11 protein-coding genes are annotated in these 13085 nt (G+C 37.7%); 8 read left to right on the top strand and 3 right to left on the bottom strand.

Annotated elements, in window-relative coordinates:
- Together ACY651_RS15060 and ACY651_RS15065 are read left to right on the top strand one after the other, a co-directional pair.
- The coding region (locus ACY651_RS15060) for a hypothetical protein (RefSeq protein WP_462254197.1) at nucleotides 1–242 on the top strand (242 nt) is incomplete at its 5' end.
- 286 nt (nucleotides 243–528) lie between these two features.
- Nucleotides 529–903, top strand: coding sequence for a single-stranded DNA-binding protein (locus tag ACY651_RS15065; protein WP_462254199.1), 375 nt, complete (start codon nucleotides 529–531; stop codon nucleotides 901–903).
- Between the two features lie 102 nt (nucleotides 904–1005).
- Here ACY651_RS15065 and ACY651_RS15070 read toward each other — a convergent pair whose 3' ends face one another.
- From ACY651_RS15070 to purN, 3 genes are all read right to left on the bottom strand, one after another.
- Entirely contained in the window at nucleotides 1006–1554 is a 549-nt protein-coding gene (locus ACY651_RS15070; RefSeq protein WP_462254201.1) for a hypothetical protein, read from the bottom strand.
- Nucleotides 1555–2182: 628 nt separating this feature from the next.
- Nucleotides 2183–2935 (bottom strand): carboxypeptidase-like regulatory domain-containing protein, encoded by a 753-nt coding sequence (locus tag ACY651_RS15075; RefSeq protein WP_462254203.1) that lies wholly within the window; start codon nucleotides 2933–2935, stop codon nucleotides 2183–2185.
- Between the two features lie 78 nt (nucleotides 2936–3013).
- Nucleotides 3014–3880 (bottom strand): phosphoribosylglycinamide formyltransferase, encoded by an 867-nt coding sequence (purN, locus tag ACY651_RS15080; RefSeq protein WP_462254205.1) that lies wholly within the window; start codon nucleotides 3878–3880, stop codon nucleotides 3014–3016.
- 232 nt (nucleotides 3881–4112) lie between these two features.
- Here purN and ACY651_RS15085 point away from each other — a divergent pair, with 232 nt between their 5' ends.
- From ACY651_RS15085 to ACY651_RS15110, 6 genes are all read left to right on the top strand, one after another.
- Entirely contained in the window at nucleotides 4113–5438 is a 1326-nt protein-coding gene (locus tag ACY651_RS15085; protein ID WP_462254207.1) for a c-type cytochrome, read from the top strand.
- Between the two features lie 72 nt (nucleotides 5439–5510).
- On the top strand, nucleotides 5511–8723 hold the full coding sequence (locus tag ACY651_RS15090; RefSeq protein ID WP_462254209.1) for a TAT-variant-translocated molybdopterin oxidoreductase: 3213 nt from the start codon (nucleotides 5511–5513) through the stop codon (nucleotides 8721–8723).
- 147 nt (nucleotides 8724–8870) lie between these two features.
- Nucleotides 8871–10322: an NrfD/PsrC family molybdoenzyme membrane anchor subunit gene (gene nrfD, locus ACY651_RS15095; RefSeq protein WP_462254211.1), complete on the top strand. Its 1452-nt coding sequence runs from the start codon at nucleotides 8871–8873 to the stop codon at nucleotides 10320–10322.
- A gap of 92 nt (nucleotides 10323–10414) precedes the next feature.
- Entirely contained in the window at nucleotides 10415–11005 is a 591-nt protein-coding gene (locus tag ACY651_RS15100) for a DUF3341 domain-containing protein (RefSeq protein ID WP_462254213.1), read from the top strand.
- 77 nt (nucleotides 11006–11082) lie between these two features.
- Nucleotides 11083–11718, top strand: coding sequence for a c-type cytochrome (locus tag ACY651_RS15105; RefSeq protein ID WP_462254215.1), 636 nt, complete (start codon nucleotides 11083–11085; stop codon nucleotides 11716–11718).
- A 26-nt stretch (nucleotides 11719–11744) separates the two neighbouring features.
- On the top strand, nucleotides 11745–13031 hold the full coding sequence (locus ACY651_RS15110; RefSeq protein WP_462254217.1) for a quinol:cytochrome C oxidoreductase: 1287 nt from the start codon (nucleotides 11745–11747) through the stop codon (nucleotides 13029–13031).
- Nucleotides 13032–13085 lie beyond the last annotated feature (54 nt).

Genomic DNA, 13085 nt, shown 5'->3' on the forward strand with positions numbered 1-13085 from the left:
TCCCATTAAGCCGGATAAAAGACTTTGGAAATGTAATCAATAGAATATCATTTACTGATAAAAAATCAGTTAAATATGCCCAATGCCGAAAAAAATTGCAGTTCGCTTCTAATGCACTTACAAAAGAAAACACAAATCTTAGAAACATCCCCAATTTAATTAAAAACAACATTGCAGCAACAAGTGCCTATGTTGACTACATAAAAAATAGGAATAAATTGAAAAGCCAGAAAAGGGCTTAGTTCATAATCATTTCGACCAGCATACGGCAAAGCTATGTGCTTATCACAGTCGTCAGTAAAGGTCTTCACTCCATTGCATTCCACTTGCCTCCGGTTTTGCCAAAAAAATCTCCACCCTTGTTTTAGCTTTTTCTCACGTTTAGTTGGGTTGTATTTTTTATGTCAAAAACCTTGACTTCCTTCCACGCTTCCATTATGGGTTGCCTAAGCTGGCCAAACTCCGGCGATGAGCCGAAATCGGTTCAGCTTTATAACTTTTATTTTCTCACACTTAAAAACAAATGGTATGGTACTTATTGGAAGATTATGCAAAGATGCAGTTGTAGCCCAACTGAAAGACGACAGGAAAGTGGTAAACTTTACCCTTGCCGTAAATGACTATTACAAACCAAAGAACAGCGACAAAGGAGTAACGGTTACAACCTTTATAAGCTGTGGCTATTGGATAAGCCCGAAGATTGCTGAGTGGCTTAAAAAAGGAAGCCTTGTTGAAGTTACCGGCAGACTAACCGTAAATGCATACACCGATATGCAGGGGGAAGCTAAGGGTACACTTAACTGTCATGTGGATTCAATTAAAATTCATCAGCAGATCAAAGGAGAAGCTGCGAAGACAGAATCAACAAAGAAAGAAGTGGCAGTAAATGACTTGCCCTTCTGATTTTGTTAAAGCAAAAAAAGCTGACAACCTTCAAGGGTTGTCAGCTTGGTGTGAAATGTTTTTAAATAAAGGGTTAACTGAGAAAGGGGAATAGATAAATGATTAATCTTCTTTCGACCCTTTATCTCCAACAAAATATTGTTCTTTATTTTTAAACAATACATTAAAGGTTGTAAGAGAGCCGTAACAACGGGTGATGTATTGCTGAATATTAACTTTGTCTTCGTCACTCAGTTTTTTATTACTATTAATATTTTGTTCTAATACCCGTAACCGATCTCTTAACATTACGATTTTATGAAAAAAATCATCAATAGGGATTTCTTTTGGCTTTAAAGATTTATCAGCCGGTTGAATATTAACTGTGCCGCCAATCCACTTATCACCAAGCGAAACATTTTCTGTAATGCCGCCCCAAAGTTTAAGGATTTTTAATAATGATTTTTCAACTTGACTATGAGTTTCTATTTCTTCGGTAACATTTTCAGGAATAATTTCTTCCAAATTGGTATCGGTTTTATCAATTTCTTTTATTCCGTGATGTACAAAAGAGATCAGGTATGTTGCATACCGAAGGCCAACGATAACACCAGGACCCATCTGCGTATGTTGAAGCCTTGTGCCTATTCCCAAAACTAAATTTTCATCCATGAGTGTCTGTTTAGCTAACAAATATATAGCATCATGCGATTATGTCTTTTCAAATAATTCATGTAATATCTTTTGAGTTTTCAGCAGTGGTAATCTGTTATTACTTTCCCACTGCCACACTACCGAGCCGTCAGTATGCAGTAACTTTCCAAATTGCATTTGTGTTAACCCATGTTTGTACCTGTACTCTTTAATTTTTCCTGCCAAAGAATCTGTTTCAAAAATGCAGGGATTGTATCCTAAAAAAGATATGATAAGAGGGTAATGAGAAACATGTGGTTCAAATAGATTTAACTCCCAACCCCTCAAAGTTTCTCTATCTATCTTAAGAAGTGCAATGACATCCTTAATAAGTATATTTCAGGAAAGCCTGGTATGTTTAATATGATTGCCAACAGTTTGTAACTCCATAGGAAAGGGGCGTTTATCGGGAAGGGGAACTGTAGCGTTGAGTTCGGAATAAGGCACCGCAAGAGGTGTGTTGTAACCTGGTACCAATACCTAAATGCAATTGTTGTTCTTCCATAAAAGTAAAAATTTTAATAAATATCTTAAACAAGTAAAATTAAACAGAAAGTAAAGAAGAGTTTTTTATAATCATAAAATAAAAATACAGCTTACTGTATATTTATTTTGAAGCATCTTTTTGCAACATTTCAATTTTAAATTTATAAGAAGCATTTAAAATATACTGGTTAAAAGTTACTTCATCTGCAAGGCTGGCAAATTCATAATCGGGGCGGTACCTTATTAAAAACATATCCAATTGTTCGCCTTCTAAATGCGTAAGCCTTTTTACAAGTACTTTATTAAAACGGTAGGTGATATATTTTTCCTGTTCCTGCTGCTCTAATCGTATCTGAAAAGTTTTTAGCCGTTTATTTCTTTTAAACCTGAAAATATTTATCAGCTCATTCACATCGGCACCCACACCACCCGTTGGAGAAACAGAAGTTTTAATGCCCGGCTTTTGATAATTATAAATGCTGGCATAGGTTTCCCTGTTTTCTATTGAATCTTCCTTATAAGATTTTGTAAATACCACCACTTCCTTCATAGTGCTGTATTTACCCTTATAATTTATCCGTAAAGAAATATCAAAACGGGAAGGATCGGCAACCGTTTGTACTGCAAATTTTTGGGTGGATTTATTGCGGAACGTAAACGTAACCGAATCTTTTTCTGCAACTGTAAGGCTGTACCTGCCCATGGAATCGGTAACAGTAAAACTTCCTTTGGTGTTAGTTACTTTAACGTTGGGTACAAAATTAATTTTAGTAGAATCGTAAACTGTTCCGCTTAAAACAAACTGCGCTATTAAACTGTTAGCAGTAACAATAAAAAAAACTAACAGTAAAAATATTTTTGTAAATAAACGCAAAAGCAAAAAAGTTTAGCGGCGTAATATTACGCCAACAAATTAATACAGCATTGTATAAGCCTTAATTTAACGGCGATTTTACTTTTGCAGCAGCTCCGCAATTACTTTGGGATAATGGGCATGCTCCAGCAAATGAATTTTTTTTGCAAGGCTTTCAGCCGTGTCATTTTCATCAACAATACATTTTGCCTGAAAAATTACAGCACCATTATCGTACAATTCATCTACATAATGAATGCTGATACCACTTTCTGTTTCTTTATTGTTGATTACTGCTTCATGCACATGCTGGCCAAACATGCCTTTGCCGCCATATTTTGGTAATAATGCCGGGTGTATATTAATTATCTTTTTAGGGTATGCCTTTATTAATCTTTTAGGAATTTTCCATAAAAAACCTGCCAGCACTATAAAATCAATTGCATTTTTTTGTAATTCCGGCAAATAACTATCGCCTTTAAAAAATTGTTCTTTTTCAATTAATAAAGATGGTATGCCTGTATTTGCCGCAATATTTAAAACACCGGCACCGGGTTTATTGCAAACAATTAATGCAATTTTAATTTTTGCAGAGGAAGAGAAGTGCTGTATTATTTGAGCCGCATTACTGCCTGCACCGCTTGCAAAAATGGCGATATTAATTACAAACTCATCCGTATTATTATTCTTCGTAGAAGAAAACCGCCCTAATATCTTGCCGATATATTTTTTAAAAAAATTAAATTGCCCCAGCGGAATACTTACTAATAAAACCGAAAGCGGCCAAAGCAATGTAACCAGTAAAATGTAGAGTACAACCCATAAAGCCCCTTTATCAATATTAGTAAGAGCCATTAATTTTCGGCCAGCATATCCGCACAAACTTCCACCCAGGGCAAATGTTGTAATTATTAATATAAGACTAAGCCCGTTTACCTTCCAGTGCTGTTTAAGTTTTTCAAACATTTGGCAAATGTGAAGTAAAAATTTGTGAAATGAAAGAACAGTCTGAAAATTTGCTGTTCAAATCTTGTTTACAAATATGTGACAATAACATTATAAAAACTAACACAAAACGCTGAAATGCACGCCCAGTAAGCGAAAAAAAAATTTAACAATGTTGATATTATGTCAACATCCTGACTTAAATTTGCACCCGAAACAGGATATTTTTCCACATTAGCCCCGTAATAACTGTATGAGTCGGTATAGAAAAATCTTTAAAAGAGTATTTGCATTCCTATTTCTTTTTGCATTGCTTTCAATTACCAATAATGTTTTTGCTGCTGATGGCGAAGCACTTTTTAAAGCTAATTGTGCAAGTTGCCACAAACCCGATAAGAAATTTACAGGTCCTGCTTTACAGGGTTGGAAAGACAGGCAACCGGCAGGATGGATTTACAAATGGGTGGCGGGGCCTTCTACACTAATAAGTAGCGGGGATAAATATGCTACAAACCTTTATGCTGAATGGAAAAGTGCCGGTATGATGACTGCGTTTCCACAGCTAAAAAAAGAGGATGTTGATGCTATAATGAAATATGTGGATGATTTTAAAGCACCTCCTCCGGGTGGCGATACAACAAAACCTGGCGGTGGCGGTGGAGATGACAACTCCCTTCTCTTCGGAATTCTTACTTTAGTTTTAGCACTTATTGCATTTATATTATTACAGGTAAACAGCAACCTTCGCAAATTATCCGACGAAAAAGAAGGCATTCAACGCAGCGAACCTGTACCGGCTTACAAAAATAAAACGTATTTAATGGTAGCCATCTTGGTACTGTTTTGTGTGGCAGGATATTTCTTTACCAACGCCGCTATTGGCCTGGGCCGAATGAAAAATTATCAACCTGAGCAACCAATATATTATTCTCATCAGGTACATGCAGGAACCAATCAAATCAGTTGTTTATATTGCCACGGTGGCGCACAGGACAGCAAGCATGCCAATATTCCTTCGGTAAATGTTTGTATGAACTGCCACAAAGGAATTAATAAATACGAAGGACCGGATAAATTAGAAAGAGAGGATGGCACTGCAGTAAACGGTACCGAAGAAATTGAAAAGTTATACGCTTATGCAGGATTTAATTCCGCCACTAAAACTTATAACCCCGATAAAAATGGCGATGGTACGCCAGATGGCGCACATCCAATTGAATGGGTAAAAATTCACAACCTGCCCGATCATGTTTATTTCAACCACAGCCAGCATATAAAAGTAGGTAAACAGCAATGCCAAACCTGCCATGGTAATATTCAGGAAATGCCCGAAGTGTACCAGTTTGCAGAATTAAGCATGGGCTGGTGTGTTAACTGCCACAGAGAAAGTAAAGTAGATTTTTATAATAAGGCAGACAGTACCGGTAATAAATTTTACAGCATCTATCAAAAATTTCAAAATCAAATGAGTGATTCTATTTTTGATAAAAAAGGTAAAAAAATATTGAATCCGCACAAAATGGATAGCGTAACGGTAGAAAAAATTGGTGGAACAGAGTGTCAAAAATGTCACTATTAAAATCCTATCCCTGAAGGGGAATGGAGGAGATTAATTTGGATTTAATTATCATTAGCACATTAGCATACTACTATGAGTAATAAAAAGTACTGGCAAAGTTTCGGACAACTCAATCAAACGGAAAGCTTTCAGCAATCTGCAGAAAAAGAATTTAAAGAAGAGCTGTTGCCATTGGAGGATTTGGATGATAAAGGCATTTTAGATGCAAAAACCCCACGCAGGGATTTTCTTAAATATTTAGGTTTTAGCACTGCTGCTGCAACATTGGCTGCCAGTTGCGAAATGCCTGTACGCAAAGCGGTACCTTATTTACAAAGACCCGATAATGTTATTCCCGGTGTTGCAAATTATTATGCATCAACTTATGTAAATGGCGGCGATGTAATTTCGGTTGTGGTAAAGCAAAGAGATGGCAGACCAATTAAGATAGAAGGTAATGAATTATCAAGCATAACAAAAGGTGCAACAAGTGCACAGGCACAGGCATCGGTTTTAGATTTATATGATAATACCCGCCTGCGTTACCCGATGCAAAAAGCAGGCAGCGATTTTAAAGAAGTAACTACTTTTGATAATTTTGATAAAATGGTAGGTGCCGCTATTACCGGCAAAACAGTTGTTTTATTAACTGCTACTATTAATTCTCCTTCTACACAAGATATTATAAACGAATTTTTAGCAAAATATCCTGGCAGCCGCCACGTACAATACGATGCTGTTAGTTACAGCGGAATGTTGCAGGCCAACGAAGCTTGCTACGGAAAAAAAGCAATTCCTTCTTATCATTTTGAAAATGCAAAAGTAATTGTTAGCCTCGGCGCCGATTTTTTAGGTACCTGGTTAAGCCCGACAGAATTTAGCAAACAATATTCTGTAAACAGAAAAATAGTTGGAGAAAAACCAGAGCTAAGTAGTCATATTCATTTTGAAAGTATGATGAGTATAACGGGCAGTAATGCAGACGACCGCTATACACACAAACCTTCTGAAACTGGTGCTGTAGCTGTTGCAATTTTAAACGCCTTGAATGGTTCAGCTGCAACTTTTGCAGATAAAAAAATAAACGACGGTATTAAATTAGCTGCCGAAAAACTAAAAGCAGCAGGTGGTAATGCCTTGGTAGTTTGTGGCAGCAACGATGTAAATGTGCAGGTAATTGTAAACGCCATTAACGAAGCGATTGGTGCAAATGGTAAAACTATTAACTGGGCTGTAACGTCTAACTACCGCAAAGGAATAGATGCCGATATGGTTAAGCTGGTAGATGATATGAACAGCGGTGCGGTTGGTGCAGTTTTAATTAATGGTGTAAATCCATCTTACTCTTACAGTGACAGTAAAAAATTTACTGACGGATTAAAAAAAGTAATTGGTGTTTCATTTAATGCAACCATGGATGAAACAACGGAGCATTGTAAATACGTAATCCCTGCTCACCACTGGTTAGAAAGCTGGGGCGATGCTGAACCTAAATCTGGTTATATAAGTATTATACAACCTACTATCAATCCATTATTTAAAACAAGGGCTTTTCAAACCTCTTTATTAAAATGGAGTAACCCCACGCCTGCAGGCGTGGCGGCTAATGCAACAGATTATGAAACGTATTTTAAAAATTACTGGACTACCAAATTAGGTGGTGCAGATAATTATGATAAAGCACTACAGGATGGTGTTGTTGAACCAGCTTCAATGACAGTTGGCGGCGGCGCATTTAATGGTACATCAGTAGCTGATGCAACATCAAAAATTGCTGCTGTTAAAACCGGCGCAGCCGATACTGAAATTGTGTTGTATCAAAAAGTTTCTGTTGGTAATGGCAGCCAGGCTAATAACCCCTGGTTGCAGGAATTACCTGATCCCATTACAAAAGTAACCTGGGATAATTATGCCATGATGAGCCCGGCCATGGCAAAATCATTATTGAATTTGGATGTAATGAACCAGGAAGGCGGTAAACAAAGCGATTACGAAGTGAATCCTGAAAAACCAGTTGTAAAAATTACAGCTAATGGTAAATCAGTTGAATTGCCTGTAATTGTAATACCCGGCATGCATGCTGCAGTAGTAGCAATTGCAGTAGGTTACGGAAGGGGAAGCGAAGGCGCAACAAAAGAAAAAATTTCTGAAAATATAGGAAAGTCTGCAGTAGGCGCAGGTAAAAATGCTTACCCATTGGTGGCATTTAACGGAACCAATTTGTATTCTTCAGTTGCAAAAATTGAAAAGAGTACCAGTCCTAATTACCCGTTAGCACAAACACAGGTGCATGGTTTTACAGAAAGCCGTCCGGTAATTTATGAAACCAATCTCAAAAGTTTTACAGCTAATCCCGAAGCAGTTTTAGAAGAAATTACAAAAGAGAGATTGAACACAACGGCAAATGACAGCAAAGATTTTGCAAGAGATGCCACCATGTATCCAACTTTTGATAAGCCGGGTATTAAATGGGGTATGAGCATTGACTTAGGTACCTGTACCGGTTGCAGTGCCTGTGTTGTTGCCTGTACTGCCGAAAATAATGTAAGTGTGGTGGGCAAAATGCAGGTACAAAGGGCACACGAAATGCATTGGTTACGTATCGACAGATATTTTACTGGTGATTTAGAAAACCCTGATGTGGTGTTTCAACCTATGCTTTGCCAGCATTGCGATAATGCGCCTTGTGAAAATGTTTGCCCGGTTGCAGCAACCAATCACAGCAGCGAAGGTTTAAATCAAATGACTTATAACCGCTGTATTGGTACAAGATATTGCGCTAACAACTGTCCTTATAAAGTACGCCGTTTTAACTGGCTGGATTATACCGGAGCGGATAGCTTTCCCGATAACCAAAAGGAAATGATTGGCACTTACATGGATGATTCTGTAATGCAGATGAATGATGATTTAACAAGAATGGTATTAAACCCTGATGTAACCGTAAGAAGTCGTGGTGTTATTGAAAAATGTTCTTTTTGTGTACAGCGTTTACAGGATAGCAAATTAGAAGCTAAGAAAAACCAGGATCCTTCATTAGTAAGAAATGTAAAAGTGGCCTGTATGCAGGCTTGCCCTACAGACGCCATCAGCTTTGGTAATGTTAACGATAAAGAAAGCGATGTTTATAAAATTAGAAATGTAGAGCAAAAGCACCGTAGTTTTTATGTAATGGAGCAACTGCACGTTTTACCTAACGTTAGTTACCTGGCTAAAGTAAGAAATACCGACAGGCATATTGGAGTAGAAGAAGGACATGAAGAAAAGAAAGCTGAAGGAAAGAAGGAAGAAAAAACACATGGATAATTGAATATAAAACAGTGAATAGCGAATATTGAATATTTCTTCTGTTGAAAACATTTGAAATTCAATATTCATCAATTCGACATAAAAACAAAACCAAAGCTGTAGTTTGCTAAAAACAAATGCCGGCTAAAAGACTATAAATAAGATATGTCATTATTAAAGTACGAATCGCAACTAAGGGAACCGCTGGTAGATGGTGATAAAGATTACCACCAGGTAACGGAAGATATAGTACGCCCCATTGAAATGAAACCAACACGCCTTTGGTATATTGGTTTCTTCATCAGTGTCGGATTACTTTTATTTGGTGTGTACAGTGTTTACCGTGAGGTTACATACGGTATCGGGCAGTGGAATGTAAATAAAACAATTGGCTGGGGCTGGGATATTACCAACTTTGTTTGGTGGGTAGGTATTGGTCATGCCGGTACATTAATTTCTGCCATCTTATTATTATTCCGCCAGGGTTGGAGAACGGGTGTAAACCGTGCCGCAGAAGCGATGACAATTTTTGCGGTTATGTGTGCAGGCCAGTTTCCTATCTGGCACATGGGCCGTGTATGGATGGCTTTCTTTGTAATGCCTTATCCAAACAGTCGTGGTCCTTTATGGGTAAACTTTAACTCTCCCTTGTTGTGGGATGTGTTTGCGATATCAACTTATTTTACCGTTTCATTATTATTCTGGTATTCGGGTCTGTTGCCCGATTTAGCAACTGTACGTGACAGGGCAAGAACAAAATTCCGCAAAATGTTTTATGGTGTAGCAGCATTTGGATGGAGCGGTAGTACAAAACACTGGCAGCGTCACGAATCATTATCACTGGTACTTGCAGGTTTAAGTACACCTCTGGTACTTTCTGTACACACTATTGTATCATTCGACTTTGCTACATCAATTGTTCCCGGATGGCATACCACCATCTTTCCACCATACTTCGTTGCAGGAGCCATCTTCTCCGGCTTTGCCATGGTACAAACATTAATGATTGTTTTACGTAAGGTGATGAACTTACAGGATTATATAACCCTTGGCCACATTGAGGCAATGAATAAAGTAATTGTACTAACGGGAAGCATTGTGGGCTGTGCTTATTTAACCGAATTATTTATTGCATGGTACGGTCAAAATCCATACGAGTGGTATGCATTTAAAGAAAACAGGGCCAACCTTTTCAGCCCTTATGGCTGGAGCTACTGGTTAATGATGTTTTGTAATGTGGTATCGCCGCAGTTATTCTGGAGCCGTAAATTAAGAAGGAATATCACGGTTACTTTCTTCATGAGTATCATTGTAAATATAGGGATGTGGTTTGAGCGTTTTGTAATTATTGTTACTTCTGTGTACAGGGATTATTTGCCCAGCAGCTGGAGTACTTATTACAGCCCGAGTATTTGGGAGATAGGTTTTTATCTCGGTACGTTCGGATTATTCTTTACCTGTTTCTTCCTTTTTGCAAAATATTTCCCTGTAATTGCTATTGCCGAAATTAAAGCAGTATTAAAAACCAGTGGCGAAAACTATAAAGCAAGAATGACAGATATAGAAAAAGCAGACGCAGAGAAATTTTATATAGCAGATGTAGAGCATGCGCATTAAAGCAATTAGCTGATAGCCAAGAGCTACTAGCAAGAAATATAATAAATAAATAAGCTCATAGCTCATGGCTATCGGCTCAAAGCTTAAAAATTATGGCTGGAGGAATTAAAAAATTTGTTGTTGGCAGTTTTGATGACGAGGCGGTGTTATTCCCTGCGGTGAAAAATGTTCGCAAAGCAGGATATAAAATACACGATGTGTTTACACCTTTTCCTGTACATGGTTTAGACCATGCCATGGGTTTAAGGGAAACCAGTTTACATACTGCCGGATTTATTTATGCCATTACAGGTACAACCACTGCATTAAGCGGCATCAGTTATATTTTAGTGCACGACTGGCCTTTAGATATTGGTGGTAAACCGCATTTTGCATTACCGGCCTGGATACCCGTAACATTTGAATTAACCGTTTTATTTGCTGCTGTGGGTATGGTACTTACTTTTTGTTACTTATGTAATTTGGCTCCATTTGTAAAAAAACATCATTTTCATCCAAGAGCTACAGATGATCTTTTTGTAATGGCTATTGAATGCACCGAAAAAACTAACGATGCAGAAGTGCAAAGTTTTTTACAAAACGCAGGGGCAAAAGAAGTAAATGTACAGGTAGCAGAAACAGGCTGGTGGATTGGAAGATATCATAAAGAACAAAAGTTATACAAAGAAGAAAAAGGGTATTAGTCCCTATCTCCTAAAGGGGGAAATGGAGAAGATTGAAGTGATAGGGAATTGATAATTATTTAATTGATAATTGATAAATGAAACGAATTACTTATTTAAGTGCCATTGTAATTGTAACAATTATTGTAACAGTAAGCAGTTGCAGCAGCAAGCGCCAGCCCGGTAAAGTGTACATGCCCGATATGGCTTACAGCAGGGCATATGAAACTTATGCTGAGCATGATTCTGCAAAATTTACAACAGATATTGCAGACGCAGGGCATAAAATATATTATAACAGCCAGCCTGTAAATGGTACAGTAAAAAGGGGCGAACTTTTTCCCTACACTGTTCCAAACGATAGCAATGGGTTATTGAATTTAAGTAACCTGGTAAAAAATCCTTTACCTCCATTATCTAAAGCAGACAGCGCCGAAGCCGGAAGATTATTTAATATTAATTGTGCAGTTTGTCATGGAGCAAAAGGTGAAGCTAACGGCCCTGTTGCAGCTAAAATTGGTGGGGTAAAAAGTATTATTGCCTTATCACCTACTTACAGCGATGGTAGAATTTTTCATGTAATGGAGTATGGGCAAAATAATATGGGAAGCTACGCATCGCAGCTGGACAGAAAACAACGCTGGATGATAGTGCAGTATATAAGAACACTGGAACCCAAAAAAGAAGCAACTGCAACTGCGGCTAAGCCAGACAGTGCTATAGTAAAAAAATAAAAGTATTAACACAAAATAAAGTTTAGATGAACCATCAATTTGAATTACCGGGCAGTTATAAAAAGTGGACGTATGGCCTGATTGGTGCCGGTATAATTGCATTGCTGTATGGAATGATTGCATTTCATCCTTTTGAGGCTGTGTCACATGCAGCAGGGCACGATGCACATGCCAATACCAACGGAACCCGCTTTTGGGCTGTGTTATTACAAAACAGTGTGTTCTTTTTATTGGTGGTAAATGCGGCTATGTTTTTTATATGTGTTACCACAATGGCAATGGCAGGTTGGGTGGTGGCATTCCGCAGGGTGAGTGAAGCTATTTCAAGTGTTGTACCCATTTTAGGTATAATTACATTCATAATATTATTGGCAATTGTTGTAGGTGGCAGAACTGATATTTATCATTGGCTTGACCCCAATTTATATGATCCCAAGTCTCCTTCATTCGATAAAATACTTGATGGCAAGCATGGCTTTTTAAATCCAACATTCTTTTTAGTTTGGTCGGCTATTACGGTTTTATTATGGTGGCTTTTAGGAAAGAAAATGCGTAGCATGAGTTTGCAAAGCGACAAGGATGGTCCCATGGATTATGAAACCGGAAAAAAGTTTATCTGGAACAGCACTGTTTACGCTTCTTTATTTTGTGTGGTGTTTACGTTAACTGTAGCTTCTACCATTCCATGGCTTTGGTTAATGAGTATTGATGCACACTGGTACAGCACTATGTACAGCTGGTACACTTTTGCAAGCACATTTGTTTCGGGTATGTCGTTAATAGCACTGTTTGTTATCTATTTAAAAAACCGTGGGCAGTTACCCTACGTTACAGAAGAGCATTTACACGATCTGGGTAAATTTATGTTTGCCTTTTCTATATTCTGGACTTATTTATGGTTCTCTCAATACATGCTTATCTGGTACAGTAACCAACCGGAAGAAACAAAATATTTTGTAGAAAGAATTGGTACAGCAGAAAAAAGAGGCGCTTATTATGGCATCTTCTTTTTTAATCTTATTGTAAATTTTCTTTGCCCGTTATTAATACTAATGAAAAAGGGAACAAAGAGAAACTGGACATCAGTAACCATTATGGCAGTGCTTATTATTTTTGGTCACTGGATAGATTTTTATCAAATGGTAATGCCGGGCACATTACATGAAAACGCTCATTTAATGCCTTTTGAATTTGGTATTGGCTGTTTATTTGTGGGATTAATTATGTGGGGAACCGGCAGGTATTTAAGCAGTCATTCATTACTGGCAAAAAATCATCCTTTCTTAAAAGAGAGTATGATACACCATACGTAAGCACAGCCCCACCTATCCTCCCCCAAGGGGAGGGAAATGGAGGAGATGGAAGCG

Origin of the sequence: Ferruginibacter sp. (assembly GCF_031391665.1) — a bacterium.
GTDB lineage: Bacteria > Bacteroidota > Bacteroidia > Chitinophagales > Chitinophagaceae > Ferruginibacter.

Coding starts and splice junctions, on each gene's coding strand:
- nrfD (WP_462254211.1), top strand. CDS start 8,871: ATGTCATTATTAAAGTACGAATCGCAACTAAGGGAACCGCTGGTAGAT.
- ACY651_RS15085 (WP_462254207.1), top strand. CDS start 4,113: ATGAGTCGGTATAGAAAAATCTTTAAAAGAGTATTTGCATTCCTATTT.
- ACY651_RS15065 (WP_462254199.1), top strand. CDS start 529: ATGGTACTTATTGGAAGATTATGCAAAGATGCAGTTGTAGCCCAACTG.
- ACY651_RS15070 (WP_462254201.1), bottom strand. CDS start 1,554: ATGGATGAAAATTTAGTTTTGGGAATAGGCACAAGGCTTCAACATACG.
- ACY651_RS15090 (WP_462254209.1), top strand. CDS start 5,511: ATGAGTAATAAAAAGTACTGGCAAAGTTTCGGACAACTCAATCAAACG.
- ACY651_RS15100 (WP_462254213.1), top strand. CDS start 10,415: ATGGCTGGAGGAATTAAAAAATTTGTTGTTGGCAGTTTTGATGACGAG.
- ACY651_RS15105 (WP_462254215.1), top strand. CDS start 11,083: ATGAAACGAATTACTTATTTAAGTGCCATTGTAATTGTAACAATTATT.
- ACY651_RS15110 (WP_462254217.1), top strand. CDS start 11,745: ATGAACCATCAATTTGAATTACCGGGCAGTTATAAAAAGTGGACGTAT.
- purN (WP_462254205.1), bottom strand. CDS start 3,880: ATGTTTGAAAAACTTAAACAGCACTGGAAGGTAAACGGGCTTAGTCTT.